Origin of the sequence: Deinococcus sp. LM3, from assembly GCF_002017875.1 — a bacterium.
GTDB lineage: Bacteria > Deinococcota > Deinococci > Deinococcales > Deinococcaceae > Deinococcus.
The window spans coordinates 2,538,727-2,565,512 of sequence record NZ_MUFV01000001.1; the positions used below are offsets into that span (position 1 = coordinate 2,538,727).

Sequence of the window (26,786 nt, forward strand, 5' to 3'; positions counted from 1 at the left end):
GATGACCCGCTCCACGACCACCGCCCCCGCGCCCCGCGCCGACCGCGTGAGCCCCGCGCTGCACCTGCGGCCCACGGGGTTCGGGCTGGCGTTCCTGATCCTGATCCTGCTGACCCTGATCGGCTGCGTGAACTACGGGCTGAGCCTCGGGTACGGCCTGACGTTCCTGCTGGGCGGCGTGTGGGTGATCACGGCGGCGCAGGCGTTGCGTTCGGCGCGCAGCCTGACCCTGACGGTCCGTCCGTCCGGCTCCGTTCACGCCGGGCAGGACGCCCCGCTGACCGTGCAGGCCCAGGCGGGCGGCAGCGGCGGCGCGCTGGAAGTCCGCCTGCACGCCCAGGGCCGCGAGCTGCGTGCGGCGCTGCACGTCCCACCAGAGGGGGCGGCGCTGACGGCTGCGTTCCCGACCACGGTGCGCGGCCCGCTGAGCATCCGGGTGCGCGCCCACGCGCAGGACCGCCTGGGCCTGTGGCGCGTGGTGCTGCCCGCCCAGCCCGCCCCGTTGACACTGCTGGTGTGGCCCGCCCCGGAAAGCCCGGTCCCGCCGGTCCCGGTCCGCGCGGCTCCCGGCGTGAGCGGCGAGGGCCTGCGCGGCCCCGGTGACGAGGAGTTCGCGGGCCTGCGTCCCTACCAGCCGGGCGACTCGCCCCGGCAGGTGTCGTGGCGGCACGTGGCCCGCACCGGGCAACTCCTGACCCGCGAGACCGACGCCGCGCGCGGGCACGCCACCGACCTGCACTGGCAGGACGCGCCGGGCGACCCCGAGGCCCGCGCCTCCCGCCTGAGCGCCTGGGCGCAGCACCTGTCGGCGCTGGGCACGCCGTTCGCGCTGACGCTGCCCACCACGCACCTGAAGGCCGCTACGGGCGAGGCGCACCTGCACGCTGCGCTGAACGCCCTGGCGACCGTGGACCCCCTGCCCACCGCGCCCGGCCCGCAACGCGGCGCGGCGCGGCTGGTCTCGCACGCCGCCACGCTAGTCACGCAGGCCACGCCACCCACCCTGCTGGCCCTGGCGGTCACGCTGGCGCCCGGCGCGCTGCGGCACCCCGTGTGGATCACGCTGCTGATCATCCTGCTGCTGGCGCACGCCCTGGCCCGCGTGCTGCCGCGCCCCGGCCGGACGCTGGACCCGCTGCCCGTGTGGCTGCTGGCGCTGCTGGCCGTGGGCGGGGCTGCCGCGCTGATCGCCACGCAGGGCACCCTGCTGGGCCGCGACGCCGGCACGGCCTTCCTGGGCCTGCTGATCGCCCTGAAAACCGCCGAGAGCCGCTCGTCCCGCGACGGACGCATCCTGATCCTGCTGGGCCTGTTCATGACCAGCACGCATTACTTCTACAGTCAGGGGCCGCTCGCGGCGCTGCACACCCTGATCAGCGCTGCGTTCCTGCTGGCCGCCGCGCCCGCCTGGATCGCCCCGGTCGCCTCCGGCCCGGCCTCCACCCCGGCTGCCCCCGGCGCGGAAGGGAGGCGCGCACACCTGCGGGACTCTCTGCTGGGCGCGGGCCGCCTGCTGGCCCTGGCGGCCCCGCTGGCACTGGTGCTGTTCGTGCTGTTCCCCCGCCCGGCCGGGCCGCTGTGGCAGCTGCCGGTGCAGGGGCAGGCCACCACCGGCCTGAGCAACGAGATCACCGCCGGCGAGTACTCGAACCTCGCGCAGAACAGCGCCGTCGCCTTCCGCGCCGACTTCCAGGGCGCGCTGCCCACCCCCGACCAGCGTTACTGGCGCGGCCCCGTCTACGAGGCGTACGACGGCCGCACCTGGCGGCAGGTCCGCTCGCCCGGCCGGACGCCCAGCGTGGACGTGACCGGCCCACCCCTGAACTACACCCTGACCCTGGAACCCAGCGGCAACCCCTGGCTGCTGGCGCTGGACGTGCCACTGACCGTCCCGGACGGTGCGTTCCTGACCAACGCCTTCCAGGCCGTCACCCCCCGACCCGTCACCACCCGCCGCCGCGTGGAACTCCAGAGCCGCGCCGCGCGACTGGGCGTGCAGGAGGACGCAGACCGACTGGCCTTCGACCTGCAACTCCCCGCCGGGCAGAACCCCCGCGCGGTCGCCCTGGCCACCAGCTGGCGCAGCCTGAACCCCCAGGCGCGCGTGCAGGCGGGCCTGAACCTGCTGCGCACCGGGGGCTTCACGTACACCCTCTCGCCGCCACTGCTGCCCGAACAGGACCGCGTGGACGCCTTCCTGTTCAGCTCCCGCCAGGGCTTCTGCGAACACTACGCCAGCGCCTTCGCGGTCCTGATGCGCGCCGCCGGCCTCAGCGCCCGCGTGGTCGGCGGCTACCAGGGCGGCGAGCAGAACGGCTCATACCTGATCGTGCGCCAGCAGGACGCCCACGCCTGGACGGAAATCTGGCTACCCGGCCAGGGCTGGGTCCGCGTGGACCCCACCGCCGTCGTCGCGCCCGCCCGCGTCAGCGCCGGCCTGAGCACCGCCCTGACCCGCCCACAGGCCGCCGCCCCCACCCCACCCGGCACCCTCAAACGCCTGCAACTGCGCCTGGACGCCATCCAGAACCGCTGGAACGACCTCGTCGTTGACTACGACGGAGGCCGCCAGAGCGACCTGCTGACCCGCGCCGGACTGGGCGGCGTGGGCAGCACCCCGTACCTGCTGCTGCTCCCCACCCTGATCGCCCTCACCCTGCTCCCCGCCCTGCTGCTCGCCCGCCGCCGCGCCCGCCCCACCGACCCCGCCAGCCGCGCCCTACACGACCTGAGCGTGCGCCTGCACCTGCCCCGCGCCCCCGGCGAAACCCCCACCGCCTACATGACCCGCGCCGCCACGCAACACCCGCACCTGCACGCCGCCCTTCAGGACGTCCTGAACGCCTACCACGCCGCCCGCTACGCCCCGCACCCCACCCCGGACACCCTGACCCGCCTGCGCCGCGCCGTGCGCAACGTCCGCCGCTGACCGGAACGAGAGGCTCCCGCCACCCGACACGGACGACCGGGAACGGCAGGAACATCCCGTTGTTCCCCCGAGCGGCAATAGACGGCAGTCCATCGTGCCCACCAGTCAGGTCAGAGCCCGGATAACAAGCTGGAGTTCGTCGAGACCACCCCGGAGCATCCCTTCTTCGTCGCGCAGCCCGCCGATGCCCAGCCCAGGCCCGCGCCGGAAGCCCACAGCGACCTGAGCCGGAACTGGGTGGGCGCGGGGCACCTGAAGATCGGGGATACGATCAAGCAGGCCGACGGCACCACCGGATTGGTCGCCAACGTCACCACCGTGCAGCAGACACGCGAGATGTTCAACCTCACCGTCAGTGAAGCCCACACCTACTACGTCGGGCAGGACGGGTGGTTGGTACATAATGACAACGAGCAGGCCTGTGGAAGCTTGGTTACGAAGACTCTCGACGGTCTGCAGCCTTATTCCAACCAGTCAAGCAAGAACCTACCTCAATACGAGAAACTCGGCGACTTCGAAGGAGCAAGGGCGGATTTTGCAGTCATTCTCAAGGAGTACGGTGTTGATCCTTCAAAGGTTTCAGTAAAGGCTAACGGCGACGTGATGGTGGTTCGCGTAAATGCTCAGGGGGATGTACTGATTGTTCGCAATAGAAGTGGAGGCGCTGCCGGAAGCGTTCCAACTCTTGAGTATCAAGTAGGGGGCAAGGCTATTCTGAAAATTAGGTACAAGTGATCACTTATGACATTGTTACAAGAAGTTGGCATATATATTAATGGAAGCCTCATAATCCCTGTCAAAACAGACTGGGGATTCATACCAGTAAGGTCGGATAACGGCTGTCTCACCGATTATATAGAAGAATTTATTAATTATTCTAGATCGCGCAAACTCGTAATGCGCATCGAGCAATACTTTCCAGGGCGTTTTGATACAGAAGCTGCCTACGAAATTAACGCCTTGCAAGTGAGTAATGCGCAAGCCATTTCATTAATCATGAGAGAAGGCTACTTGTGCGATACCTTGATAGCAACCTCTGATTTAAGTGCCGTACTGGTAGCCACGCACACCTTGACTTCATTCTTAATTGCCAAGAGGTCAGTCATTGATGAAATATGCGGGAAATCAGTCCTGCAGATGCAGCATGAGTATGCAGAGTACATCAATGGATGGAGCGGCGCTCCAGGAAAAAACGCCGAAAGCATCCTTAAGCTATCTCAAGACTATCCTGAATTATTTATCGGAAACATAAATGCAGAGATCAAGTTCGTATGATAAATTAGCTTTTTGAAGCGAAGAGCATAAATTCTTTTGTCAAATAAACTAAAAATACAAGCCGCCCTTCTGAGACGTGGGGCGGCTTCCTCTCTACGGCAGAACGACTGGGGTGCTGTGCGGAAGGTGCCCACCCTGACGTGCTTCCTGAGTGATGAGCAGAAGCGGGAGGCGACGGCGGCGGTGGTGCGGGCCGGGGCGGAGTTCGTGAAGACGAGCACGGTCTTCGGCACGGGCGGCGCGATGCTGGACGACGTGCGCCGTTTCCGTGGCACTGAAGGCTGTTTCATGAATGACCTCCTGGGCGCTGGGTTGTTGTTGGGAGTCTCCGGGTCAGGGGAATGCTGCCTATTGTCTTCCGGTATGGTGCCCTGCCCGACAGCGGTGGCGCTGGCCTCTGCACTAGCATGGGGGGGTGAACGTGATCAAAACCGCTCTCTCGCTCATTGCGGGCCTCTCGGCTGCCCTGATCGCCTACAGCGCCTTTTTCGTGCGGGGCGATCTGGGGGGCGTCATGGCGTACCTGCGGGCTCGTGGGGCGCTGCGCCGCCTGCGTGAAAGCGGCACGCCCGAGCAGGTCGCGCAGGGGCAGGCGCAGTTGCAGGCGCTGGGGCAGCAGGTGGGCGACCCGGCGCTGGCGGCGCAGCTGATTCCGCTGGCCCTGACGGTGGGGCTGCTGGTGGGCGTGCTGGTGTGGTGGGCCTTCTCGCGCCGGCAGTCAGGGACGCCGCGCACGGACATTCAGGAGCGCATGGTGTACCGTCTCGCGCACCGCAAGGGTGGGCGGTTCACGCTCGATGACCTGCGCGCCGCCAGTCCCCTGACCGACGAGCAGGCCCGCGCCGTCACGGCCCGCCTGCTGGACCTGGGCCGCCTGACCCGTGATGGCGACACCTTCCGCCTGCCCTGAGGACCCTTTCCATGACCGACACGCCCGATACCCTCGCGGACCTGCTGGACCGCGCCAACCACGACCCCGATACTGGCCTGCGTGCCGCGCTGGACAGCGTGCAGGGCCAGCCTCACCCGCGCGTGGCGGCCATCGCCGCGCACCTGAGCGCCGCCAAGCGGGACCTGTGGACGCGCATTGCTGCCGCCACCGGCACGCCTGCCCCGCCGGACGACGCGGGCCTGACCCGCCTGAGCGACTGGGAGGTGGGCGCCGCGCAGGCCCTCCCCGCCCACACGCTGACCCTGACCGTTCCCACCGCCGACCCCGACGCGGCGGGGGGAGAGCCGCCCATGACCGTTGCCGCCCTGATCCGCCTGAACGCCTCGCTGACCGGCAGCCGCGCCGCGCAGATCCGCCGGCTGGCGCAGCAACCCCGCCTCGCCTGACATGCCCGCCGACCGGCCCTTCCTGACCGACCCCACCCCGGACGGCACGCGTGGGAACGGCGCCGTGCCGCCTGCCCTGTTCGATCTGGCGGTCAACCGCGCCGCCGCTGCCCTGCGCGGTCTGCGCCCCGCCCAGCCGGACGCCGCGCTGGCCGCGTGGCACGCCCGCACCCGCTTCGCCCGGCGTGTGCCGCTGGACGCCGTGAAGGCCGCCCTGGCCGCGCGGCCCGCCGGAGAGTGCCACTGGGCGGGCGGCGAGGGGGGCGGCTGGCAGCCGGGCCGCGCCCCGTTTCCGTAGGCGGCGGGAGTGGCGCTGCGGCTGTCTACGCCTCGTCGCTGACCGACGCCGCCACGGTCCGGGCGGCCACCTCGACCGCGCGGGTCAGTTCCGCCTGCGGGAGGTACGGCACGGCTTTCGCCTCGGCCAGGGCGACCCCGGCGCTGGCGGGCAGGTGCAGGAACCCGCACGGCACGTCCGGGCGGCCCAGGGCGCGCAGGGTGTGCAGGGCGTGGTACATGACCGCGTTGCACACGAACGTTCCGGCCGTGTCGCTCAACTGACCGGGAATGCCCGCGCCGTGCCACGCGGCCAGCACGGCCCGCAGCGGCAGGGTGCTCAGGTACGCGTCCGGGCCGCCTGCCTGGACCGGGGCGTCCCGGTGCTGCTGCCCGGCGTTGTCGGGAATGCGGAAGTCCATCACGTTCACGGCCACGCGCTCCAGCGTCACCTGCGGGCGCCCGCTCGCCAGTCCGGTCAGCAGGACGGCCGCCGGGCGCTGCGTGCCCAGCAGTTCCGTCAGGCGGGCGCAGGCGGCGTGCGGCTCGACCGGCAGCAGCGCCGACACGACCCGCAGGCCGCCGAGCACCTGCCCTTCCAGTGCCTGGGCCGCCTCGGCACTCGGGTTGACGGGGTGCGTGTGGAACGGCTCGAAGCCGGTCAGGAGCAGCGTATTCACGCCCCGCAGGGTAGCGCGGCGGCGCCCCCGACCGGTACGCTGGCGGTATGCGCCTGCTGCCTGCCCTGCCGCTCCTGGCGGCCCTGCTGACCCCGTCCGCCCTGGCCGCCACGACCACGCAGTACGCCGTGCTGCGGGGCGTGCAGGTGCAGGGCCGCGTCGCCACCCTGACCCTGGATTACGTGGACGTGTTCTCGGACACCGACGCCGACGCCCGCCGCGTCGTGGCGCTCGGTGATTACCCGTCCGCGCAGGCGTACTTCGAGGCGAACCCGAGTGGGCTGTACGTCCGGAATGTGAACCCCCTGCTGCGGACCCTGAAGACCGACGCCCGCACCGTGTTCGCGCTCTCTTGCCTGGACCGCCCGGACGGCGTGCAGGCCGTGCCGCTGGAGACGTTCGTGTCGGCCTGGAAGGGCTTTGCGCCGCAGGGCTGCTGGCCGTTCAGCGAGCGGGTCGTGGCGCTGCGCCTGAACGGCTCCCGCGTCCTGTGGGCCGAGCAGGTGTACTTCCCGTAAGGTCGGCGCCACCCTGAAACGAAGGCCGCAGTCCTGCCGGGCCGCGCGGCCTATGCTCGGGCGTATGCCTGAACTGCCGGAAGTGGAAACCACGCGCCGCAAGATCGAGCCGCTGCTGCGCGGCCGGACGATCCTGCACGTCGAGCACGACGCGCCTCACAAGTACCGCGACACGCATCTCGCGGTCGGTCGGCGCGTGACGGGCCTCTCGCGGCGCGGGAAGTACCTGATGCTGAACCTCGCCCCGCAGGAGACAGAGGAGGGGCCGCACGACCTGGAATTCATCGTGCATCTGGGCATGACCGGCGGGTTCCGGCTGGAGGGCGGGCGGCACACGCGCGTGACGATCCGCACGGACGGCGGCGACCTGTTCTTCGACGATCCCCGGCGCTTCGGGAAGATGGCGGTCGTGCGGCCCGGCGAGTACGCCGGCATGCCGACCCTGGCCGCGATGGGCCCGGAGCCGCTCTCGGAGGACTTCCGGGAGGAAGGGTTCGCGGCGCTGGCCGCGCAGGCGGGCGCCGTGAAACCCTGGCTGCTGTCGCAGAAACCCGTGAGTGGCGTGGGGAACATCTACGCCGACGAGAGCCTGTGGCAGGCGGGCCTCCACCCGGCGCAGTCGCACCTGACGCGCGAGGAGGCCGGGCGGCTGTACGCGGCGGTCCGGGACGTGATGGGCCGCGCCGTCGAGGCGGGCGGCAGCAGCCTGGGCAGCGGCGCCGGCAACTACCGGCAGCATGACGGCCTGTCCGGGTTGTTCCAGCATTCGCACGCCGTGTACGGGCGCGGCGGCGAGCCCTGCCCGCGCTGCGGGACCACCATCGAGAAGACCGTGCTGGCCCAGCGGGGCACGCACCACTGCCCGCAGTGCCAGCCGCTGCGCCGCCCGGAAGGCCGGGCAGAGGGAGGCCGCGCATGACCGACCTGACCGGACTGAGACTGTCGTACACCCGCGCCGAACTGCGCCGCGCCGACCTGCATCCCGATCCGCTGGAGCAGTTCCGGGGCTGGTTGCAGGAGGCCATCGATTCGGGCCTGCGCGAACCGTACGCGCTGAGCCTCGCCACGGCCGACGCGGCCGGGCGGCCGGGCGTGCGCACCGTGCTGCTGCGCGGCGCGGACGAACGCGGCCTGACCTTCTACACCAACTACGAGTCGCACAAGGGCCGCGACCTGGGCGCCAACCCGCAGGCGGAACTGCTGTTCCACTGGGCCGAACACGAACGGCAGGTGCGCGCCTCCGGCCCCGTGACGCGCGTGCCGGACGCCGAGAGCGACGCGTACTTTCACGCCCGCCCGCGCGAGTCGCAGCTGGCCGCGCACGCCAGCGACCCGCAGAGTGCGCCCATCCGGGACCGCGCCGCACTCGACGCCACCTTCGCGGCCCTGGACGCCCGATTCCCGCCGGGCACCGTGATTCCCCGCCCGGCCTTCTGGGGAGGCTACCGGGTGCAGGTGCAGGAATGGGAGTTCTGGCAGGGCCGTGAGAGCCGCCTGCACGACCGGTTCCGGTACGCGCGGGACGGGGCGGGCTGGCGCGTGGACCGGCTGATGCCCTGAAGCGCCTGCCGGGTCGAGTACGCCCGTTGGGGGCATCCGGACCCCCACCACGAAAATTTCACATGAAGTCTCATAAAATGCCCACATGGCCCTGAGCGTGGTGGAATCAAGCGTCCGCTCCCGCGCGGGCCCCCCGGAACAGGGAGCGGACCTGCTGCTCGTCACGCCGCACCACGTCGCCCTGATCGCCGGCCTGAGCTTCGGCACGACGTCCGGCGGCACCCGGCCGCGCGGCCTGCCGCCCGCCCGGTTCGCCGCGACCGTCGGCCTGGCGGGCCTGCGCGACCTGCCGCCCGCCGCCACGCTGCGCGAGGCCACCGACCACCTGAGCGCCTCGCTGACCAGCGCCCTGCGGCACGCCGTGATGGGCGGCGAACGCCTGCAGGTGGGATTCGCGCTGGCCGCCGTCAGCAGCGTGCGCCGCGAGGTCTGGCAGGTCGGACCGGTCGGCGCGCTCTGGGACGAACCCGGCCTGGAAGGCGCGCAGGGAGGCCTGAGTGCCGCCCTGCCGTCCCTCACGGCCGCCGGGCAGGCCCGCGCACTGGTCGTTCAGGCGCTGCTGGCGCAGGGGTCCGGGCAGTTCACGCAGAGGCAGCTTCAGGCCAGCGACCCCGCGCAGGCCATCATCGCGCCGCTGCTGGTCGCGCACGCCTCGCTGGCCAACTCGGCCGGGCCGTTCGGGTATGGCCTGATCAACGGCGACCCCGTCCCGGACGAGCACCTGCGCGTGCACCGCCTGCCGCCCGGCCCGCACGAGGTCAGCCTCGCCACCGCCGGCTACCCGGCCGTCATGAACACCCTGGCCGCCACGGAACGCCGCCTTCAGGAACTGCTGCGCGCCGACCCCCTGCTCATCACCCGTTTCCCGTATGTGCGCCCCCACCGCCCGGACCACGAGGGGTACGCCGACCGCGCCTACGCCCGCGTGCGCATCTGGTAAGCCCCCGCACCGGATGGAGGGGGGCAGATCCGTCACGCCGTCAGGAACACCGGGTCGCGGCAGCGCTGGTGGGCCGCGCTTCTGTAGTCGGCCTCGCCATCTTCATGAGAAGGACGGTGCATGCTGACCCCGTGAGCAACCTCTACACCGCAGAAGCCACCGCCACCGGCGGCCGCGCCGGCACCGCCAAAAGCACCGACGGCCGCCTCGACCTGAACCTCAGCGTGCCCGCCGGCATGGGCGGCGACGACGGCCCCGGCACCAACCCCGAGCAGCTGTTCGCCGCCGGGTACGCCGCCTGCTTCCAGGGTGCCCTGGGCGTCGCGTCGCGCCGCGCCAAGATCACCCTGAGCGACGACAGCACCGTCACCGCCCGCGTGGGCCTGCAGAAGACCGGACTGGCCTTCGCGCTCGACGTAGAACTCGAAGGGCACTTCCCCGGTCTGACCGAGGAGCAGGCGCTGGCCCTGATGCACGCCGCGCACGAGGTCTGCCCGTACAGCGTCGCCACGCGCGGCAACGTGGACGTGCGCCTCAGCGTCCGCTGATACGGACTCGGATTGAATGGGCTTTGCAGCCCATTCAACCCGAGCGAAGCGAGTGGGAGCCCAACGGGTTCCGGACGTGGAGCCGGCAATCCGGTGAAGTTCCGGATTGTTGGCGAAACAAACGGAATCCGTATGAACCTTCCGAACCCCCCACCCGCGCCCCGCCCCGTCCCCCCGGACCGGGCGGGGCGTTTCGTGTGTGTTCGTGGGTCGTGGCCGCGCCGCAGCCCGGATCAGCTGCGTTCGCGGTTGTCGACCAGCAGTTCGTCGGCGTCGTCGCCGAGCAGGTCGCGGCGCTCTGTGGGCGTCAGCGCGACCATCACGCGGCGCAGCACCACGTCCACGGCCTGCTCGGCGCTCTCGTCGAGGGTCAGGCCGTCCAGCAGCGGCACGTCGTACGCGGCGGCCAGCGTCTCCAGTTCGTCCTGCATGTCGCGGATCTCGCGGAAGTACTGCATGTAGCGGTGCAGCGGGCGGCTCGCGCCGGTCTCCTCGTTGCGGCTCTCGAAGTGCCGGCGGTGCTCCTCGGCGTCCGGCAGCGTGACCAGCATCGGCACGACCAGCGCCCCCGCGAACGACCCGGCCTGAAGGTAGCCCGGCACCAGATGCACGCCCTCCAGCACGAGGCTGGTGCCCTCCTGCACGCTGCGCTGCACGACGGCACTCAGGCCCACGCTGACCTGCTGCACCTGATCGCGGAACCCGGCGATCAGCGTCTCGCGGCCGGGCCGCTCGGGGCGGGGCGTGCCGGGCGGCAGCAGGGCCTCCCAGGCGCTGAAGGTGCTGGCGTGCAGGGTGGGCAGCAGCGCCGGGGATACCATGGCGCGCATGACCTCGCGGATGGAATCGGTGCTGACCACCCGCGTGATCCCCAGCCGGTACGCGATCTCGGCGGCCAGGAAGCTCTTGCCGGTGCCGCTCACGCCGCCCAGCAGCACGATCACCGGGCGCGGCGGGCGGCGGATGACGCGCAGCAGCCGGTAGCGGGCGCTGACGTCCGGGCCGACCTCGTCGCGCAGCAGCGCCTCGACCTTCTCGCGGATCGCGGCGCGGCGCACCAGCCGGTCCTCGGTGCCGCGCAGGTCCCGCTGCGTGACCCGCGCGACCTTGCGGGCCACGTCCGGCGGCACCCCGGCCGCCAGCATGGACTGCACCAGGATGCCCTTGCTGAACGGGCTGGGGACGGCGCTGCCGCCGCTGATCACGCCGATCTTGCCGCGGTTGTGTTGCAGGTAGCGGTACGTGAGGCGCAGGTGCTCGCCGTACTGCTCGGCCAGGGCGTCCTCGGTCAGACGGTCGATCTCCTCGGCGCTCAGGCGGCGCACGCCCTGACGGCGCAGGCGCACGTCCACGCTGCTGGCCGTGGCATAGGCGTCCTTGCCGGACAGCCCGGCGTCCTCGAGGGTGCGGGCCAGCACGCCCCGGCTGAACGGCAGGTCGCCCTTCTTCGCGATCACCAGGATGTCCACGAAGGCCGGAGTCTGCGTCTCGGCGGCGCGGGCCACCTCGGGTCCGGCCAGGTCGCGGGCGACCTCGACCATCAGGGCCTGCAACTCGGATGGGCTGACCAGCGTGCGCCGCGCCAGCCGCAACTGCTGCTCGATGCGGCGGGACGCGGCGGCGGCGACAGCGGTATCGGCCCCGGCGTTCACGAGCGACTCGGCCAGCAGGCCCCGGCTGAACGGGAAGGCGTGCCGGGCCGTGCCGATCCGCAGTTCCGGCTGACTCACGCGCCGCCTGCCCGGAGAGGATGGGGGAGGGCCTTCATGCGGCGCAGTGTATCGCGCGGCACACTCGCGCGCCTCCCCATGGTCAGGGTCAGGAGCGCGGCGGCTCGCGTTTCACGGCGCCTTCCAGCAGCAGGCTCAGGGCCAGCCGCATCTCTTCCTGCAGGGGGCGTTCGGTGCCGTAGGCGCTCCAGCGCAGCGCGACCATCAGGTACGTGTCGGCGATCAGGTTGCTGATGCGCTGCAGGCTCAGGTCGGTGCGCATCATGCCCGCCTGGTGCATGGGCCGCAGGATCAGCTCGATGACCTTGCTCAGCGGCAGCGCCTGGTACGCCGTGCGGGCGCGCTCGGGGTTGGGGTTCATGACCTCGTAGGCCAGCGGCGGGAACAGGTCGCGTTCGCGGGTGTTCTCGTCGGCCAGGCGGTCCCAGACCTCGTACAGCACCGTCAGGGGCGGGGTGCCCTCGTGCAGGCGGGCCTCGGCGTGGTCGCGCAGGCGGTTCATGACCTCGCTGCCGTAGTCGAGCAGCACCGCTTCCTTGTACGGGTAGTAGTTGAAGAACGTGCCGCGCGAGACGTTACTGGCCTTGGCGATGTCGGTGGCCGTGGTCGTCTGGAACCCACCCCGCTTGAACAGGTCAATGGCGACAGTGTAGATGCGGGCGCGGCGGCGCTCCTTCTGGCGTTCGCGCAGCGAGGTTGAATCCATGATCCAGACAGGATACTGCCGCCGGTTCAAAATTACACCCCGTCCAACCGGTGATCCCCGCCCCGCATCCCCCCCGGCAGTGGCGGCGCGGGGGGGGATGCGCGCACCGGGCGGGCGCGCTGCGGTACGCTGGGCCGCATGAGCGTGATCCTGGGCATCGACATCGGCGGCAGCGGCATCAAGGGCGCACCCGTGGACACCCGCACCGGACGGCTGGCCGGCGAACGCCGCCGCATTCCCACCCCCGAGGGCGCCGCCCCCGGCGACGTGCAGGGCGTCGTGAAGGAACTCGTGGAGCACTTCGGGCTGCCCGGCGCGGTCGGCGTGACCTTCCCCGGCATCGTGCAGCGCGGGCACACGCTGTCGGCCGCGAACGTCCACCCGGACTGGGTGGGCCTGAACGCCGACGCGCTGTTCAGCGAGGCGACCGGCCACGAGGTCCACCTGATCAACGACGCCGACGCCGCCGGCCTGGCCGAGGCGCGCTTCGGGGCGGGGCAGGGCGTGCAGGGCACCGTGATGGTCCTGACCTTCGGCACCGGCATCGGCAGCGCCCTGATCCACGACGGCGTGCTGATCCCCAACACGGAACTCGGGCACCTGTGGCTGCGCGACAAGCACGCCGAGAGCTGGGCGTCCGACCGCGCCCGCGAACTGGACGACCTGAACTGGAAGCAGTGGAGCAAACGCGCCAGCTCCTACCTGCAACACCTGGAACTGCTGTTCAGCCCGGACCTGTTCATCATCGGCGGCGGCATCAGCAAGAAAGCCGACAAGTGGCAGGAACACCTGAAAGTCGGGCGCAGCCGCGTCGTGCCCGCCACCCTGCTGAACGAGGCCGGGATCATCGGGGCCGCTATGATGGCCGCCCGCGACCCGGAATCGGCCGCCGGGACGCCCGCCTCACCGGAACCAGCCCCCGAAGGCCAGCCCACCCCCCGCAAGACCCCGACCCGCAAGGCCCCTGCCCGCAAGAAAGCCTGAACCATCCAGGGGCAGCAGCCGGGAACCCACGTCAGCGTGACCCCGTACCGGGCAGCATGGGATTCCTGAAGAAGATGATGGCCGCCATCGGTGTGGGCGGCGCAAAGGTCGACGCCCGCGTGAACAACCCCAGCCTGCGCGCCGGGGATACCCTGACCGGCGTGCTGGCCGTGCAGGGCGGCAGCGTCGAGCAGCGCATCGAGCGCATCAACCTGGGGCTCGCCACCCGTTACCGGCACGACGACACCCACGTCACGCACCAGCTGACCCGGGCGCAGGTCGTGCCGGCCTTCGACCTGCGGGCCGGCGAGACCCGCGAGTTCCCGTTCAGCCTGCCCGTGCCGCTCGACACGCCGCTGTCGCTGCCCGGCACGCAGGTGTGGCTCGCCACGGACGCCGACATCGCCGGCGCGGCCGACCCCGGCGATCAGGACCACCTGCAGATCCTGCCCAGCCGCGAGGCGGAAACGCTGATCATGGCCGCGCAGCGCCTGGGCTTCAGCCTGAGCGGCAGCGAGATCGAACACCATCACGGCCGCGTCGCGCAGGAACTCGCCTTCCGCCCCCGCACGGGCAGTACCGCGTGGCCGAGGTCGAGATGATGCTGTTCCACACGGGCGGCGGCCTGGACGTGATCCTGGAGGTGGATCGCCGCGCGACCGGCGTGGCCAGCCTGTTCACCAGCGAGTTCGAGCAGCGCGGCCGCTGGAACCTGGGCGCGCACACGCTGGCGCAGGGGCCGGACGCCGTGGCCCGCGAACTCGAGGCCCGCATCCGCGCGCTGCTGTGATGGCCCTGCTGTAACGGCCCTGCTGTACCCCCCTTGATGGCAGCCCCCGCGCCGCGCGGCGTAGCATGCCGCCCATGACCGACCACGCCGACCCGCTCGCTCCCCGCCTGCTCACCTGCGACGTACTGTTCACCGGCATGGGGGGCGCGCAGTCGCCGGGTGGCGTGGTCGTGGTGGGCGGCACGGTCGCTGCGACGGGTGACCCGGCCGCGCTGCGCGCCTCGTACCCGCACGCGCGCGAGGAAGCGGTGGGCGGCGTGATCGCGCCGCCGCCCGTGAACGCCCACACGCACCTGGACATGAGCCGTTACGAGTTCACGGCCCTGCCGTACTTCCGCTGGATTCCGGAGGTGGTCGTCCCGCAGCGCGAGAAACGCAGCGTGGAGGCCGCCCTGCACGGCGCGGACACCCTGCGCGACCTGGGCTCGGGCGGCGTGGGCGACATCGTGTACATGCATGCCCCGGAGGTCATGGACGCCCTGCTGGCCCGCGAGGACCTGAGCGGCGTCCTGTACTACGAGGCGCTGGGCACCTTCCCGGACAGGGCGGACGACATCTTCCGCACCATCCGCGAGCGCCTTGAACGCTGGCGCCGTCTGGAACGCCCCGGCGGGCCGCGCGTGGGCCTGTCCCCGCACACGCCGCACACCGTCAGCCACCGCCTGATGCGGCTGCTGTGCGACTACGCCGCCGGCGAGGGCCTGCCCGTGCAGATCCATGTGGCCGAACACCCCGCCGAGCACGAGCTGTACACGCGCGGCGGCGGCCCCATCTGGGACAACCGTCTGGCGCCCTTCTACCCCGACACCTTCGCGGAGGTGATCGGCCGCGCGCCGGAACCGGGGCTGACACCCGTGCGCTACCTCGACGAACTGGGCGTGCTGAACGCGAAACCCACCCTGATCCACATGGTGAACGTCACCCCGGACGACATTGTGCGCGTGGCCCGCGCAGGCAGCGCCGTCGTCACCTGCCCGCGCAGCAACCACCACCTGGAGTGCGGGGTGTTCCCCTGGGCGGCCTTCGCGGCGGCCGGGGTGGAGGTCGCGCTGGGCACCGATTCCGTCGCCAGTGGCGGCTCGCTCGACGTGCGAGAGGACGTGGCGTTCGCTCGCACGTTGTACCCCACCCTGGACCCGCGCGTGATCGTGCGCGCCGCCGTCAAGGGCGGTCACCGCGTGCTGGGCAGCCGCGCCCCGTTCATCCGCCGGGGCGAGGCGTGGAACGAGGCGTACCTCTGGCGCTGACGGGCGGGACGCAGGCCGGGAGAAGCGGCCTTACTGCCGGACGTTCGCCTCGCAGGTGCCGTTGGCGACCGGCTGCCCGCCGCGCAGCATGGTCAGGCGACCCTGGTAGGGGAGGCTCAGCAGGGTCGTGACCTCACAGGTGTAGGTGGTGTTCCCGGTTCCCACCCACGAGAACGTCAGGTACCGGCGGTCCGGGTCGTAACGCGCTACGCCGAAGCCCTCGCGCCCGGCCGCGAAGGCGTCGAGGCGGTCGCGTTCGTTCACGCTGGCCGTCCCACCCGGCACGTCCACGAGATCCTGGATGCCGATGGTGGCCGCCACGCTCCGGCCGTCGATGGGGCCGCCGACCGTCCAGGTCTCACCGACCGTGAGTGGCCCCGCCTGACGCGGCGGTGGCCCCTCGGCGTCGCGGGTGGCCAGCAGGGACGCCACGGGCGCGCAGGACGCCATCAGGACGGGAAGCAGCAGGGCGGCAGGCAGCACACGCAGGGTCATGCGCAGAGCATACGGGGCACACATGAGGACGGGTATTCCGCCGCCCCTGGAGCGGGCGTTCATGGTGTCTGAGTGATCCGTACTCAAGTTGCTTATGCGCGGCTCACTGAAATCCGAACGTGTGCGGCCCGCGCCGCGCGTTATACTCACTTGTCATGTTCCGTGTCCTGAACAAATTATTCGATAACAACCAGCGCGACGTGGCGCAGATCGTGAAGACGATCGTGCAACCCGTGAACGCGCTGGAAGAAGAAACCATGAAAGTGGAAGATCTCGCCGCAGCCTTCATGGACCTGCGCCGCCGCGTTCAGGAGGGCGGCGAGACCCTCGATGACGTGGTCATTCCCGCCTTCGCGCTCATCCGCGAGGCGGGCCGCCGCTCCATCGGAAAACGCCACTACGACGTGCAGCTCATCGGTGGGTACGCCCTGCACAAGGGCCGCATCGCCGAGATGCGCACCGGCGAAGGCAAGACCCTGGTCGCCACCCTGGCCCTCGCCCTGAACGCGCTGGAAGGACGCGGCGCGCACCTCGTGACCTCCAACGACTACCTCGCGCGGGTCGGCATGGAAGAAATGAGCCTGCTGTACCGCACCCTCGGCCTGACCGTCGGCCTCGCCAGCCGCGAACTGCAACCCGCGCAGAAGCAGGCCGCGTACGCCTGCGACATCACGTACGTCACGAACAGCGAACTGGGCTTCGACTACCTGCGCGACAACATGGCCCAGAGCCGCGAGGCCCTCTCGCTGCGCGCCGAACACCCCCTGAACTTCGCCATCGTCGACGAGGTCGACTCCATCCTGATCGACGAGGCCCGCACGCCCCTGATCATCAGCGGCGCCGCCGAGAAGGCCACCGACCTGTACTACGTGTACGCCAAACTGATCCGCCGCCTCCAGAAAGGCGAACCCGCCGAACCCGGCGTCCGCACCGAACCCACCGGCGACTACACCATCGACGAGAAAGCCAAGCAGGTGCACCTCACCGAGGGCGGCATCAGCAAGATCGAACGCCTGCTCAGCCTCGGGGACCTGTACAGCCCCGAGAACATGGACAAGGCCCACATGATCACCCAGGCCATCCGCGCCCGCGAACTGTACCAGCGCGAGAAGGACTACATCGTGAACGCCGAGGGTGAGGTCGTCATCGTCGACGAATTCACGGGCCGCTCCATGCCCGGCCGCCGCTACGGCGAGGGCCTGCACCAGGCCATTGAGGCCAAAGAAGGCGTGAAGATCGAGAACGAGAACCAGACCCTCGCGACCATCACGTACCAGAACTTCTTCCGCCTGTACAACAAATTCTCTGGCATGACCGGCACCGCCAAGACCGAGGAGAAGGAATTCCTCGACATCTACGGCAGCGACGTGCTGGTCATCCCCACCAACAAACCCATCCTGCGCAAGGACTCCGAGGACCTCGTGTACCGCACCCGCCTGGGCAAGTACAACGCCGTCGTGCAGGAAGTCGCCCAGATGCACGCCACCGGCCGCCCCGTCCTGATCGGCACGGCCAGCATCGTCACCAGCGAGCAGCTCAGCGACCTGCTCACCCAGGCCGGCGTGAAACACAGCGTCCTGAACGCCAAGTTCGAGGCGCAGGAAGCCAGCATCATCGCGCAGGCCGGCCGCTCGGGCACCGTCACCATCGCCACCAACATGGCCGGACGCGGCACCGACATCATGCTCGGCGGCAACGCCGAATTCATCCTCGGTGAAGCCATCGAACAGAACTTCGGCATCAGCCGCTTCACCCCCGAAGCCGAAGCCTTCATCAAGGCCGTCAGCCGCCAGGACGAGAACGCCGTGCAGGCCGGCATGCAGATCCCCGGCATGACCGAGGAATTCGCCCGGCAGGCCCTCCAGGTCCAGGCCGACATCCTCGCCGACCGCGAACGCGTCAAGGAACTCGGCGGCCTGCACATCATCGGCACCGAACGCCACGAGAGCCGCCGCATCGACAACCAGCTGCGCGGCCGCGCCGGCCGCCAGGGCGACCCCGGCAGCAGCCGCTTCTACGTGTCCTTCGAAGACGACCTGATGCGCCTGTTCGCCAACGACCGCGTCATCGCCATGATGGACCGCCTCGGCATGGACGACACCCAGCCCATCGAAGCGAAAATGGTCACCGGCGCCATCGAGAAAGCGCAGGCCCGCGTCGAGGACCGCAACTTCAGCACCCGCAAACAACTGCTGGAATTCGACAACGTCATGAGCAAACAGCGCGACACCATCTACGCCCAGCGCCGCGAAGTGCTGCTCGGACCGGACAGCGACGTCGAGGAAAGCACCGAAGGCATGATCGCCGACTTCGTCGACCTGCAACTCGCCACGCACCTCCCCACCGACGCCAGCCACGAACAGTGGGACATCGAGGGCCTGCAGGCCGCCATGCTCGACGCCGTCCCCCAACTCGAAGGCTTCGACTTCGAAGCGCTGCGCACCATGAGCCCCGCCGCCGCGCAGGACACCCTCCTCAAAGCCGTCGCGGACGCCCTCGACGCCCGCCGCGAGGAACTCGGGACCACCATGCTCACCAGCCTCGCCCGCTACGTCCTGCTTCAGGTCGTCGACCAGCACTGGAAAGAACACCTGCACGGCATGGACGTCCTGCGCCAGGGCATCGGCCTGCGCGGCTACGGCCAGCGCGACCCCTTCACCGAATACAAGTTCGAAGCGACCAACATGTTCAACGAGATGATCGACAACCTGAAAACGGACGTCACCAAGTTCGTCTTCAGAATGCAGTTCGGACAGACCGGCTGAACATCAGCGGCCCCACACGCCGTCAGGCGGCGGGGAGATTCAGGGCGCGCACTTCAACGTGCGCGCCTTTCTGCGTTATGAGGAGGGAGGGCACGTCTGGGTGGCGCGCCTCTCTGGTGAGGCCAGGAATGTTGTCGGTAAGCTCATACGGATTCCGTTTGTTTCGCCAACAATCCGGAACTTCACCGGATTGCCGGCTCCACGTCCGGAACCCGTTTTGCTCCCACTCGCTTCGCTCGGATTGAACGGGCTTTGCAGTCCATTCAATCGGAGTCCGTATCAGTGATGAGCGGTGCGGGCTGGCCCATTGGACTGAGGGAAGGACCTGACCATGATCACCAACCGCAACGGCCCCCGCAGAAAGCCGAAAGCGGCATTCAGGACTCGTCCCTATCAGCCGCCCAGTCGCTGATCAATCTGAGCAGCCCGCCACAGGTAGAACAGGGCCAGACTGCCGAGGATGGTCGCCGCCACGGCCATTGTCACCATGATGCCCGTCAGGACAGCGTTCGTGTGGGCGCTGCGTTTCGGATTCGGGTATCGCCAGAAGTCAAAGGCTATGACCGCGAACAGCGCAGTCCGTACCAGGTAAAGTGCGATCGCTTCGACGCCCCAGGTGTCATGGGTGAACAGCAGGGTGAAGGTCAGGAGCGGCCCGGCCAACCACAGAAACCGAGGTGCGACGGGTTGCTGTTGGATCATGCTTCTCGTCGTACCACGAAAAGGCAGGGCGACAGCATCCATGTGCGGTGCAAGGCTGGGGCAGAGCTTGAGTTGGCTCTGGGCAGGGGCAAGCAGAACCCGAAGTTACGTGGCGGGGCCGCGAACTACTACGCGGTGCGTCTGCGCCTACCTCACGGGTACACCCGGAAGCTCCCCGGAATCCGAGATGAGGCAGTGGGCAGAGTGCCGTTCCGGCAGACCAGCTGAGGGCAGGGGGCTTTGAGCGGCTCTTGATCCTTCAAGGACAGCCCATGTGGGTCATAAGGGGCGCTCACGCGGCCAGCCTAGGCTGAATTCACCCACAATTCAGGCCGACCGGGTGAAGTCGGTGAGGGCCAACCCCGCCTCAGCGCGGGGTTTTGACTGTGCTGCTGCGGTGATACGGATTCCGTTTGTTTCGCCAACAATCCGGAACTTCACCGGATTGCCGGCTCCACGTCCGGAACCCGCCCCTCTCCCACTCGCTTCGCTCGGATTGAACGGGCTTTGCAGCCCATTCAATCGGAGTCCGTATGAGTGGTCGGGCCGGGGAAGCGGAGATGGACGTTGCCTCAGCGTTCCCTGTAGAGGCGCTGAAGGTTAAGTTGAGCTCTCTTGAGAGGTCCGTCATGCCCCTGTATGAGTGCGCGGCGCACACTGCTGGTATGAACCTGCTCCTGATCATGGCGGCCCTGACTCTCCTGATCATGCTGGGTGCCTTCGTTGCGCTCACGCGTGACGACCGCGCGCTGCTGCGGGAGCAGGAGGATCTTCCACTGGACCTGCAGCCTCTGCGGCCCCGTAACCGGCGGGTGGCGGACCCGGAGCATTACCCGCAAGCGGCGGACTAAACGCGTGACGGGTGGCGGTTTCCCCCCACACCGGGCCTTCTGATACGGACTCCGATTGAATGGCTTACAAAGCCGTTCAATCCGAGCGGATGCGAGTAGGAGAGAAACGGGTTCCGGACGTGGAGTTAACAGATCGGTGGTGTTCCGATCTGTTAACGAAACAAACGGAATCCGTATGATGTCCTGACCAGTGGGCGTGTCTTCGCGATGCGCCCCCTTATTACGCCCACAGTAGAATGGGGGTTATGACCTCCGCTTCTCCCGATACCCTGGTGCTGATCGACGGGCACGCCCTGGCGTTCCGGTCGTACTTCGCCCTGCCACCCCTCACCAACCGGCAGGGGGAGAGCACGCACGCCATCCTGGGGTTCCTGCGCCTGACGCTGCGTCTGGCACGGCAGAAAAGTAATCAGGTGATCGTGGTGTTCGACCCGCCGGTCAAGACCTTCCGGCACGAGCAGTTCGAGGGGTACAAGGCCGGGCGTGCCGAGATGCCCGCCGACCTCCCGGCCCAGATCAACCGCATCCGCGAGATCGTGGACGCCATCGGCCTGCCCCGTCTGGAGGAACCCGGTTACGAGGCCGACGACGTGATCGCCAGCCTGACCCGCAAGGCCGAGGGCACCGGCATGCAGGTGCGGATCGTGACCAGTGACCGCGACGCGTACCAGCTGCTGGACGACCACGTGCGCGTCATCACGAACGACTTCCGCCTGATCGGCCCGGACGAGGTGCTGGAAAAGTACGGCGTGACCGTCCGGCAGTGGGTGGATTACCGCGCGCTGACCGGCGACGCCAGCGACAACATTCCCGGCGCCAAGGGCATCGGACCGAAAACCGCGTCGAAGCTGCTTCAGGAGTACGGCTCGCTGGAAGGCATCTACGCCGCCGCGAAGGCCGGAACCCTGAAACCCGACGGGACGCGCCAGAAACTGCTGGACTCCGAGGAGAACGTGCAGTTCAGCCACGGGCTGTCGTGCATGGTCACGGACCTGCCGCTGGACGTGGAACTCGGGACCGGGCGACTGCCGGGCGACCCGGCCCGCCTGGAAGAGCTGCTGGACGAACTGAACCTGATGAGCGTCAAGCGTGACGTGGCCGCCCTGGACGCCGCTGATGCGGGCACGGCCCTGCCGGACAGCGTGCACGACGCCGCCCACCACACCGCGCCGCACGACGAACCCACCGCCGATCCCCTGCCGGACCTGAGCACCGAGACGGCCCCCTGGCAGGCCCCCACCGGGACGGTCATCTGGGGCTACGCCCTGTCCCGCGAGGACGACCTGACCGCCGCCCTGACCGACGCCGCCACTTTCGAGGCGACTGGCGACCCGGCGGCCGGGGAGTACAGCGGTCTACTGCGGACCGCGCCCACCCACGAACCCCCCCAGTGGAAGAAAGCCGAGGTGTACACCCAGCCCGGCAGCCTCTTCGACAACCCCGACACGCCCGCCGCGCCCCTGACGAAAACGCAGCAGAAAGCCGCCGAGAAAGCCCTGAAAGAACAGGAGAAGGCGGCCGCGAAACTCCGCGCGCAGTACCCCGCCACCGTCAGCGAGACCGAATTCGCCGCCCAGCCGACCGTGACGGCCGCCGCCGCCAAGGCCCTCGCCACACACTTGCGCGTGCGCGGCCTGAACACCGAACCCGGCGACGACCCCCTGCTCATGGCGTACCTGCTCGACCCGGCCAACACCACCATGAGCGCCGTCAGTCAGCGGTATCTGAACGCCCCCTGGCCCGACGACGCCGCCGGTCGCGCCGCCGCCACCGCCCAGCTCCTGACACTGCTGCCCCCGCTGCTCGACGACACCCGCCGCGCCCTGTACGACGACATGGAGAAACCCCTCTCCGGCGTGCTGACCCGCATGGAAGTCCGGGGCGTGCAACTCGACAGCGAGTACCTGCGCGGCCTGTCCGCCGCCACCGCCGCCCGCCTCCAGATCCTCGAAACGCAGATCCACTCGCTGGCCGGACGCGAATTCCAGATCCGCAGCCGCGACCAGCTCGAAGCGGTCCTGTACGACGAACTCGGCCTCGCCAGCGGCAAGAAGACCAAACTGACCGGCAAACGCAGTACCGCCGTCGCCGCCCTCGAACCTCTCCGGGACGAGCACCCCATCATCCCCGCCCTGCTGGAGTACCGCGAACTGGAAAAACTGCGCGGCACGTACCTCGAACCCCTCCCCAACCTCGTGAACCCCGCCACGGGCCGCCTGCACACCACCTTCGCGCAGGCCGCCGTCGCCACCGGCCGCCTCAGCAGCCTCAACCCCAACCTCCAGAACATCCCCATCCGCAGCGACGCCGGCCGCGAAATCCGCAAGGGCTTCATCGCCGCGCCCGGCATGTGCCTGATCAGCGCCGACTACTCACAGATCGAACTGCGCCTCCTGGCGCACATCGCCGACGACCCCCTGATGCAACAGGCCTTCCAGGAAGGCGCGGACATCCACCGCCGCACCGCCGCGCAGGTCCTCGGACTCGACGAGGCCACCATCACCCCCAACCAGCGCCGCGCCGCCAAGACCGTGAACTTTGGTGTGCTGTACGGCATGAGCGCCCACCGCCTGAGTAACGACCTGGGCATCCCCTATGCCGACGCCGCCGGATTCATCGAAACGTACTTCAACACCTACCCCGGCATCCGCGGGTACATCGACCGCACCCTCGAATTCGGCCGCCAGAACGGGTACGTCGAAACGCTGTACGGCCGCCGCCGCTACGTCCCGGAACTCATTGCCACCAACCGCACTCTGCGCGAGGCCGGGGAGCGCCTCGCGTACAACATGCCCATCCAGGGTACCGCCGCCGACATCATAAAACTCGCCATGATCAAACTCGACCGGGAACTCCAGGGCACCGGCGCGCACCTCCTGCTGCAAGTCCACGACGAACTGCTGATCGAAGCGCCCGAAGAGAAAGCCGAAGAGATCAGCCGCCTCGTGAAAACCATCATGGAAGGCGCCGCCAGCCTCACCGTGCCCCTCGCCGTCGAGGCAGGCACCGGGCCGAACTGGTACGACACGAAGTAAATGATGTGGGGGGTGGGCTGTGGGAACGGAGCCAGCCCCTCACACTTTCTTGTACGTCTGCCTGTCTGCCGCCGCCCCGGCGTACCCTGCGCGCATGACTATCAGGGCTGTCTTCTGGGATATCGGTGGGGTGCTCCTCACGAACGGCTGGGACCGCGAGCAACGCGCGGATGTTCTCTCACGCTTCGGGCTGGACCTGACCGAGTTTACCGAGCGGCACAAGTTGGCCGTGCCGGAACTCGAACTGGGCCGCATGACCCTCGACGAGTACCTGTCGCAGACGGTGTTCCACGCCCCGCGTGACTTTACCCGCGAGGCCTTCCGCGCCGCCATGGAAGCCGAGAGCCGCCCCCACGACGACGCCCTGGCCATCGCCCGTGACCTGAGTGGCCGGTACCGTACGTACGCCCTGAACAACGAAGGCCACGACCTGAACGAGTGCCGCATCCGCACCTATGCCCTGCACGAGTTCCTGCTGGCCTTCTTCAGTTCCTGCTACCTGGGCGTCATGATACGGACTCCGATTAAGTAGATTATAATCGTTGCATCAAACAGATACCTCTGACCGCTCCTCTCGCGCATGACGCTGACACCTTCTGGCATCTCTACCGGGCCAGTACCTGTGCCGTCGAACGACGCAGAGCTCAACTCTTCGCACTCCTCGCAGAAGGACGCCCCGTGCCAGAGATCCTTCAAGTGACCCGGTACAACCGGGTCACAGTCTACGGACTGGTCAAGCGCTACCGCGAACAGGGGCTCGCTGGCCTCCGTGACGCGCGTCACGCCAACCAGGGCGCTCCCCGCCTCCTGACGGCCGAGCAACAACAAACCCTGGCTGCCCGACTGCACGCCGACTTCGAGCAGGGCATCGTGTGGTCCGGTAAAGACGTTCAAGACTGGCTTCAGCAGCAGTACGGAATGGCCGTCCATCTCGGGCGCACCTATGAATTCCTACGGGCGGCGGGCTTCACGCCTCAACGCCCTCGACCCCGGCACGTTGGCGGCGATGAGGCCGCCAAGGAAGCGTTCAAAACAAAGTCCTGACCGAGACGCTCCGCCTGGCGGAGCGTCTCTCACCGCGTGTCTCTCTGTGGTGCATGGACGAACATCGAATCGGGCTCAAACCGATCCGGCGTTCCATGTGGGCGCCAACTGGGCAGCCGTTGACGTGTCCAGTTCAGCCTGGATACGAGTGGTTGTATGTGTACGCGTTTGTCAATCCGGAGAGTGGCGAGAGCTTGTTCTGGTTGATCCCGGTGGTGAACAAGCAGGCGTATGCGGCCGTCATGACGGCGTTTGCGCAGAAGGTCGGCGCGGGCGCCGACCATCGTGTGTTGGTCGTTCAGGATGGGGCCGGTTTCCATTTGCCACCGGATGACGGGCATCCTGAGGGGATTCAGACGGTGACGTTGCCGCCGTACTCGCCGGAATTGCAGCCAGCGGAACGGCTGTGGGAGTTGACGGATGTACCGATTGCGAATCGAGCGTTCAAGAGCATCAAGGAGGTGGAGGCAGCACTCTCGGATCGCTGCGTCTGGTTGGAAGGTCAACCTGATCTGGTCACTCGTCACACGCTCTTCTACTGGTGGCCCTTGTTGGCTAATTAATCGGAATCCGTATGAAACCCAACCCCGCCATCTACCGCCTGGGCCTGAACCTCGCCAGCCTCCGCCCCGAGGAGACCGTCATGATCGACGACCGCGCGCAGAACGCCGAGGCGGCCCGCTCGGTCGGCATGCACGCCGTGCGGTACGAGAACGCCGCGCAGCTCCGGGAGGAACTGGCGGCGCTGGGCGTGAAGTAGGGGATGGGGGAGATGACGACTGACCGTCAGGAAGCTAATTTTGCCCTGCTGACCCTGCTTTTACAGGAAGTCGACGATCACCCTGATCTCAGATTCGGCCAGCTGCTCTGGAATCTGGGAATCTTGATGCGGGTTAGTTCGGGGAACATCCTTGACCCCCACGCTGAAGAGTCCACAGTGACGCTCCGACGCGTTCAGCAGCGATTGGAAGTGACAAAGCAGAGGTCCGATCCGCCCGATTGATCGTTTACCCCTGCGTCAGGAACGCTTTGACGGCGCTGAGGCTGCCGGTGTCGAGCAGCAACTTGCCGCTGGGGCAGTGGAGCAGGGCGGGTGTGCGGGCCAGGGCGTGTGCTTCGGCGAGCTGTGCGAAGGCGTCGGGTTGTTCCTGGCGGTGCAGGACCTCGATCTGGGCGTCGAACGCGCCGCGCAGGGGCAGGGCCAGCATGCGCTTGAGGGTTTCGCACTGCGGGCACTGGTCCTGCGTGAACAGCACGAACGGCCGGTTCTGATCGGTGTCAGTCATGCGCGACCGCCGTGCGTTCGGGCCAGAGTTCCGCGAAGTCCTCGTCGGCCAGGGGTTCCACGTTCAGTTTGGCGTAGCTGCTGCCCTTGGCGCTGAAGAAGTCGTGCGTGGTGCCTCGCGTGCGGATGCCGTTCAGGACGACCGGGTTGATGTCCTCGTCCGGGAAGCGGCGCGGGAGGCCCAGGTTGTCGGCCAGCACGTTGAAGTTGAAGCGGATGAAGCGCCCCACGTCCTCGGTCAGGCCCACCCCGGCGTACAGGGTGTCGGTGTACGCCAGTTCGTTGCGGTACAGGGTGTCCAGCGCGCCGTCGAACCACGCCAGGGCTTCTGCCTGCTGCGCCTCGCTCAGGGCCTCGAAGCGTTCCTGGGCGAGCAGCGCCACGTACACGCCGTGCACGGCCTCGTCGAGGATGATCAGGTTGAAGATCTCGCCGGCCGACACCATGCGGCCCTGCCCGGCCATCAGTAGCGGGTAGTAGAAGCCGCTGTAGAACAGTGCCGTTTCCAGCATGCACGACACGACCATCTTGCGCCACAGCCCGAAGTCGCTGGTGTCCGGGTCGGCGAACACGTCCTGAATGAACGCGATCTTGAACTGAAGTTGCGGCTGTGATTCCACCCATGCGAACACGGCGCGCTCCTCGGTGGTGGACAGGAATGTCTTGTTCATCAGGCTGTAGGAGCGGGCGTGAATGTCTTCCATCATGCCCTGGAATTGCAGGGTCGCCTTGCGGATGTGGCCCGGCACCAGCCCACGCAGGGCGGGCATGCCGACCTCGCCCTGCAGGGTGTCCAGGGCGTTCAGGCCGGCCGAGGCGTGCATGTACGTCCAGCGTTCGGCGTCGGTCAGGGACTTCCAGACGATGGCGTCATTCGACAGCGGAATCTCTTCCGGGAACCACAGTTGCGAGGTGTACTTCTCGTAGAACGTGACCGAGAAGCTGTCCTCGGGTTCGCTCCAGTTCGTGGCAGTAAAGGGGGTTCGGGTCATGGGGAGTCTCACAGGGGGGGGTGGGGGAGGGGTTCGGTGTGGGGGCGCGGCGTTCCGTTCCACGGACGGGAGGACGGCACTCCCGTCCATTCCACT

At 68.5% G+C, this 26,786-nt stretch carries 30 protein-coding genes; 23 read left to right on the plus strand and 7 right to left on the minus strand.

Translation table 11 applies throughout. From position 1 onward, the window contains the following. Nucleotide 1 precedes the first annotated feature (1 nt). The 6 genes from BXU09_RS11975 to BXU09_RS11995 all read left to right on the plus strand — a co-directional run bounded on the left by BXU09_RS11975 (nucleotide 2) and on the right by BXU09_RS11995 (nucleotide 5,840). Nucleotides 2–2,929, plus strand: a complete 2,928-nt coding sequence (locus BXU09_RS11975) for a transglutaminaseTgpA domain-containing protein (RefSeq protein ID WP_078303090.1) — start codon at nucleotides 2–4, stop codon at nucleotides 2,927–2,929. Between the two features lie 237 nt (nucleotides 2,930–3,166). Continuing rightward, nucleotides 3,167–3,664 carry a polymorphic toxin-type HINT domain-containing protein gene (locus BXU09_RS11980; protein WP_240501203.1) on the plus strand — a complete coding sequence of 166 codons (498 nt, stop codon included), beginning with the start codon at nucleotides 3,167–3,169 and terminating at the stop codon, nucleotides 3,662–3,664. 6 nt (nucleotides 3,665–3,670) lie between these two features. Next, nucleotides 3,671–4,204: a hypothetical protein gene (locus tag BXU09_RS20285; RefSeq protein ID WP_144012095.1), complete on the plus strand. Its 534-nt coding sequence runs from the start codon at nucleotides 3,671–3,673 to the stop codon at nucleotides 4,202–4,204. A gap of 415 nt (nucleotides 4,205–4,619) precedes the next feature. Beyond that, complete coding sequence (locus BXU09_RS11985; RefSeq protein ID WP_078303098.1) at nucleotides 4,620–5,114, plus strand: hypothetical protein; 495 nt, start codon at nucleotides 4,620–4,622, stop codon at nucleotides 5,112–5,114. Between the two features lie 11 nt (nucleotides 5,115–5,125). After that, nucleotides 5,126–5,542 carry a hypothetical protein gene (locus BXU09_RS11990; RefSeq protein WP_240501204.1) on the plus strand — a complete coding sequence of 139 codons (417 nt, stop codon included), beginning with the start codon at nucleotides 5,126–5,128 and terminating at the stop codon, nucleotides 5,540–5,542. 1 nt (nucleotide 5,543) lies between these two features. Further along, on the plus strand, nucleotides 5,544–5,840 hold the full coding sequence (locus tag BXU09_RS11995; RefSeq protein WP_078303103.1) for a hypothetical protein: 297 nt from the start codon (nucleotides 5,544–5,546) through the stop codon (nucleotides 5,838–5,840). Between the two features lie 25 nt (nucleotides 5,841–5,865). Here BXU09_RS11995 and BXU09_RS12000 read toward each other — a convergent pair whose 3' ends face one another. Beyond that, complete coding sequence (locus tag BXU09_RS12000) at nucleotides 5,866–6,498, minus strand: pyroglutamyl-peptidase I (protein ID WP_078303107.1); 633 nt, start codon at nucleotides 6,496–6,498, stop codon at nucleotides 5,866–5,868. Nucleotides 6,499–6,545: 47 nt separating this feature from the next. Between BXU09_RS12000 and BXU09_RS20955 the strand changes: the two genes are divergently transcribed. The 5 genes from BXU09_RS20955 (at nucleotide 6,546) to BXU09_RS12025 (ending at nucleotide 10,064) form a co-directional block, all read left to right on the plus strand. Next, nucleotides 6,546–7,016 (plus strand): hypothetical protein, encoded by a 471-nt coding sequence (locus tag BXU09_RS20955; protein ID WP_078303111.1) that lies wholly within the window; start codon nucleotides 6,546–6,548, stop codon nucleotides 7,014–7,016. A 64-nt stretch (nucleotides 7,017–7,080) separates the two neighbouring features. Next, nucleotides 7,081–7,935, plus strand: coding sequence for a DNA-formamidopyrimidine glycosylase (locus tag BXU09_RS12010; protein WP_078304993.1), 855 nt, complete (start codon nucleotides 7,081–7,083; stop codon nucleotides 7,933–7,935). Next, the gene (gene pdxH / locus BXU09_RS12015) at nucleotides 7,932–8,576 is read left to right on the plus strand and encodes a pyridoxamine 5'-phosphate oxidase (RefSeq protein ID WP_078303115.1); all 645 of its coding nucleotides are present in this window, start codon (nucleotides 7,932–7,934) and stop codon (nucleotides 8,574–8,576) included. The genes BXU09_RS12010 and pdxH overlap by 4 nt, the downstream gene beginning before the upstream one ends. A gap of 85 nt (nucleotides 8,577–8,661) precedes the next feature. Further along, nucleotides 8,662–9,516 (plus strand): hypothetical protein, encoded by an 855-nt coding sequence (locus BXU09_RS12020; protein WP_078303120.1) that lies wholly within the window; start codon nucleotides 8,662–8,664, stop codon nucleotides 9,514–9,516. A 131-nt stretch (nucleotides 9,517–9,647) separates the two neighbouring features. After that, nucleotides 9,648–10,064: an organic hydroperoxide resistance protein gene (locus BXU09_RS12025; protein WP_144012098.1), complete on the plus strand. Its 417-nt coding sequence runs from the start codon at nucleotides 9,648–9,650 to the stop codon at nucleotides 10,062–10,064. Between the two features lie 233 nt (nucleotides 10,065–10,297). Here the strand turns inward: BXU09_RS12025 and BXU09_RS12030 are convergent, their stop codons facing one another. Together BXU09_RS12030 and BXU09_RS12035 are read right to left on the minus strand one after the other, a co-directional pair. After that, complete coding sequence (locus BXU09_RS12030; RefSeq protein ID WP_078303124.1) at nucleotides 10,298–11,794, minus strand: 2-phosphoglycerate kinase; 1,497 nt, start codon at nucleotides 11,792–11,794, stop codon at nucleotides 10,298–10,300. 88 nt (nucleotides 11,795–11,882) lie between these two features. Continuing rightward, nucleotides 11,883–12,500: a TetR/AcrR family transcriptional regulator gene (locus tag BXU09_RS12035; RefSeq protein WP_055363519.1), complete on the minus strand. Its 618-nt coding sequence runs from the start codon at nucleotides 12,498–12,500 to the stop codon at nucleotides 11,883–11,885. 138 nt (nucleotides 12,501–12,638) lie between these two features. Here BXU09_RS12035 and BXU09_RS12040 point away from each other — a divergent pair, with 138 nt between their 5' ends. The 4 genes from BXU09_RS12040 (at nucleotide 12,639) to BXU09_RS12050 (ending at nucleotide 15,521) form a co-directional block, all read left to right on the plus strand. Further along, nucleotides 12,639–13,484: a polyphosphate--glucose phosphotransferase gene (locus BXU09_RS12040; protein WP_078303126.1), complete on the plus strand. Its 846-nt coding sequence runs from the start codon at nucleotides 12,639–12,641 to the stop codon at nucleotides 13,482–13,484. A gap of 56 nt (nucleotides 13,485–13,540) precedes the next feature. Further along, complete coding sequence (locus tag BXU09_RS12045) at nucleotides 13,541–14,086, plus strand: sporulation protein (RefSeq protein ID WP_240501206.1); 546 nt, start codon at nucleotides 13,541–13,543, stop codon at nucleotides 14,084–14,086. Then, on the plus strand, nucleotides 14,068–14,274 hold the full coding sequence (locus BXU09_RS21495; RefSeq protein ID WP_240501208.1) for a sporulation protein: 207 nt from the start codon (nucleotides 14,068–14,070) through the stop codon (nucleotides 14,272–14,274). The genes BXU09_RS12045 and BXU09_RS21495 overlap by 19 nt, the downstream gene beginning before the upstream one ends. Before the next feature lie 74 nt (nucleotides 14,275–14,348). Further along, entirely contained in the window at nucleotides 14,349–15,521 is a 1,173-nt protein-coding gene (locus BXU09_RS12050) for an amidohydrolase family protein (protein ID WP_078303129.1), read from the plus strand. Nucleotides 15,522–15,551: 30 nt separating this feature from the next. On the opposite strand, the gene BXU09_RS12055 is transcribed toward BXU09_RS12050, so the two are convergent. Beyond that, on the minus strand, nucleotides 15,552–16,016 hold the full coding sequence (locus tag BXU09_RS12055) for a hypothetical protein (RefSeq protein ID WP_078303132.1): 465 nt from the start codon (nucleotides 16,014–16,016) through the stop codon (nucleotides 15,552–15,554). A gap of 155 nt (nucleotides 16,017–16,171) precedes the next feature. Between BXU09_RS12055 and secA the strand changes: the two genes are divergently transcribed. Next, complete coding sequence (gene secA / locus BXU09_RS12060) at nucleotides 16,172–18,781, plus strand: preprotein translocase subunit SecA (protein ID WP_078303135.1); 2,610 nt, start codon at nucleotides 16,172–16,174, stop codon at nucleotides 18,779–18,781. A 393-nt stretch (nucleotides 18,782–19,174) separates the two neighbouring features. Here the strand turns inward: secA and BXU09_RS12065 are convergent, their stop codons facing one another. Continuing rightward, the gene (locus tag BXU09_RS12065) at nucleotides 19,175–19,525 is read right to left on the minus strand and encodes a hypothetical protein (protein WP_144012100.1); all 351 of its coding nucleotides are present in this window, start codon (nucleotides 19,523–19,525) and stop codon (nucleotides 19,175–19,177) included. A 623-nt stretch (nucleotides 19,526–20,148) separates the two neighbouring features. Here BXU09_RS12065 and BXU09_RS20300 point away from each other — a divergent pair. The 7 genes from BXU09_RS20300 to BXU09_RS12100 all read left to right on the plus strand — a co-directional run bounded on the left by BXU09_RS20300 (nucleotide 20,149) and on the right by BXU09_RS12100 (nucleotide 25,416). Next, nucleotides 20,149–20,334, plus strand: a complete 186-nt coding sequence (locus BXU09_RS20300; protein ID WP_144012101.1) for a hypothetical protein — start codon at nucleotides 20,149–20,151, stop codon at nucleotides 20,332–20,334. A 245-nt stretch (nucleotides 20,335–20,579) separates the two neighbouring features. Next, nucleotides 20,580–23,369: a DNA polymerase I gene (polA, locus tag BXU09_RS12075; protein ID WP_078303142.1), complete on the plus strand. Its 2,790-nt coding sequence runs from the start codon at nucleotides 20,580–20,582 to the stop codon at nucleotides 23,367–23,369. Nucleotides 23,370–23,463: 94 nt separating this feature from the next. Next, entirely contained in the window at nucleotides 23,464–23,901 is a 438-nt protein-coding gene (locus BXU09_RS12080; RefSeq protein ID WP_346417568.1) for an HAD family phosphatase, read from the plus strand. Between the two features lie 29 nt (nucleotides 23,902–23,930). Beyond that, a complete protein-coding gene (locus tag BXU09_RS12085; protein WP_274540277.1) occupies nucleotides 23,931–24,413 on the plus strand; it encodes a winged helix-turn-helix domain-containing protein in 483 nt (160 codons plus the stop codon). Then, nucleotides 24,410–24,976 carry an IS630 family transposase gene (locus BXU09_RS12090; protein WP_144011981.1) on the plus strand — a complete coding sequence of 189 codons (567 nt, stop codon included), beginning with the start codon at nucleotides 24,410–24,412 and terminating at the stop codon, nucleotides 24,974–24,976. Before BXU09_RS12085 ends, BXU09_RS12090 begins: the two co-directional genes overlap by 4 nt. 11 nt (nucleotides 24,977–24,987) lie before the next feature. Then, entirely contained in the window at nucleotides 24,988–25,173 is a 186-nt protein-coding gene (locus BXU09_RS12095) for an HAD-IA family hydrolase (protein WP_078303146.1), read from the plus strand. 12 nt (nucleotides 25,174–25,185) lie between these two features. Beyond that, complete coding sequence (locus tag BXU09_RS12100; RefSeq protein ID WP_144012102.1) at nucleotides 25,186–25,416, plus strand: hypothetical protein; 231 nt, start codon at nucleotides 25,186–25,188, stop codon at nucleotides 25,414–25,416. A 4-nt stretch (nucleotides 25,417–25,420) separates the two neighbouring features. Here BXU09_RS12100 and BXU09_RS12105 read toward each other — a convergent pair whose 3' ends face one another. Together BXU09_RS12105 and BXU09_RS12110 are read right to left on the minus strand one after the other, a co-directional pair. Then, a complete protein-coding gene (locus BXU09_RS12105; RefSeq protein ID WP_078303153.1) occupies nucleotides 25,421–25,699 on the minus strand; it encodes a thioredoxin in 279 nt (92 codons plus the stop codon). Further along, nucleotides 25,692–26,690 (minus strand): ribonucleotide-diphosphate reductase subunit beta, encoded by a 999-nt coding sequence (locus tag BXU09_RS12110; protein ID WP_078303157.1) that lies wholly within the window; start codon nucleotides 26,688–26,690, stop codon nucleotides 25,692–25,694. The genes BXU09_RS12105 and BXU09_RS12110 overlap by 8 nt, the downstream gene beginning before the upstream one ends. Nucleotides 26,691–26,786 lie beyond the last annotated feature (96 nt).

What these genes read in the sequence shown, in the direction of transcription:
- BXU09_RS20285 (WP_144012095.1), top strand. Translation starts at nt 3,671, where the DNA reads ATGACATTGTTACAAGAAGTTGGCATATATATTAATGGAAGCCTCATA.
- BXU09_RS12100 (WP_144012102.1), top strand. Translation starts at nt 25,186, where the DNA reads ATGACGACTGACCGTCAGGAAGCTAATTTTGCCCTGCTGACCCTGCTT.
- BXU09_RS12110 (WP_078303157.1), bottom strand. Translation starts at nt 26,690, where the DNA reads ATGACCCGAACCCCCTTTACTGCCACGAACTGGAGCGAACCCGAGGAC.
- BXU09_RS12055 (WP_078303132.1), bottom strand. Translation starts at nt 16,016, where the DNA reads ATGACCCTGCGTGTGCTGCCTGCCGCCCTGCTGCTTCCCGTCCTGATG.
- BXU09_RS11995 (WP_078303103.1), top strand. Translation starts at nt 5,544, where the DNA reads ATGCCCGCCGACCGGCCCTTCCTGACCGACCCCACCCCGGACGGCACG.
- BXU09_RS11975 (WP_078303090.1), top strand. Translation starts at nt 2, where the DNA reads ATGACCCGCTCCACGACCACCGCCCCCGCGCCCCGCGCCGACCGCGTG.
- BXU09_RS12080 (WP_346417568.1), top strand. Translation starts at nt 23,464, where the DNA reads ATGACTATCAGGGCTGTCTTCTGGGATATCGGTGGGGTGCTCCTCACG.
- pdxH (WP_078303115.1), top strand. Translation starts at nt 7,932, where the DNA reads ATGACCGACCTGACCGGACTGAGACTGTCGTACACCCGCGCCGAACTG.
- BXU09_RS12065 (WP_144012100.1), bottom strand. Translation starts at nt 19,525, where the DNA reads ATGGATGCTGTCGCCCTGCCTTTTCGTGGTACGACGAGAAGCATGATC.
- BXU09_RS12050 (WP_078303129.1), top strand. Translation starts at nt 14,349, where the DNA reads ATGACCGACCACGCCGACCCGCTCGCTCCCCGCCTGCTCACCTGCGAC.
- BXU09_RS12035 (WP_055363519.1), bottom strand. Translation starts at nt 12,500, where the DNA reads ATGGATTCAACCTCGCTGCGCGAACGCCAGAAGGAGCGCCGCCGCGCC.
- BXU09_RS12095 (WP_078303146.1), top strand. Translation starts at nt 24,988, where the DNA reads ATGAAACCCAACCCCGCCATCTACCGCCTGGGCCTGAACCTCGCCAGC.
- BXU09_RS20955 (WP_078303111.1), top strand. Translation starts at nt 6,546, where the DNA reads ATGCGCCTGCTGCCTGCCCTGCCGCTCCTGGCGGCCCTGCTGACCCCG.
- polA (WP_078303142.1), top strand. Translation starts at nt 20,580, where the DNA reads ATGACCTCCGCTTCTCCCGATACCCTGGTGCTGATCGACGGGCACGCC.
- BXU09_RS12045 (WP_240501206.1), top strand. Translation starts at nt 13,541, where the DNA reads ATGGGATTCCTGAAGAAGATGATGGCCGCCATCGGTGTGGGCGGCGCA.
- BXU09_RS12040 (WP_078303126.1), top strand. Translation starts at nt 12,639, where the DNA reads ATGAGCGTGATCCTGGGCATCGACATCGGCGGCAGCGGCATCAAGGGC.
- secA (WP_078303135.1), top strand. Translation starts at nt 16,172, where the DNA reads ATGTTCCGTGTCCTGAACAAATTATTCGATAACAACCAGCGCGACGTG.
- BXU09_RS12020 (WP_078303120.1), top strand. Translation starts at nt 8,662, where the DNA reads ATGGCCCTGAGCGTGGTGGAATCAAGCGTCCGCTCCCGCGCGGGCCCC.
- BXU09_RS12010 (WP_078304993.1), top strand. Translation starts at nt 7,081, where the DNA reads ATGCCTGAACTGCCGGAAGTGGAAACCACGCGCCGCAAGATCGAGCCG.
- BXU09_RS11990 (WP_240501204.1), top strand. Translation starts at nt 5,126, where the DNA reads ATGACCGACACGCCCGATACCCTCGCGGACCTGCTGGACCGCGCCAAC.
- BXU09_RS12105 (WP_078303153.1), bottom strand. Translation starts at nt 25,699, where the DNA reads ATGACTGACACCGATCAGAACCGGCCGTTCGTGCTGTTCACGCAGGAC.
- BXU09_RS20300 (WP_144012101.1), top strand. Translation starts at nt 20,149, where the DNA reads ATGAACCTGCTCCTGATCATGGCGGCCCTGACTCTCCTGATCATGCTG.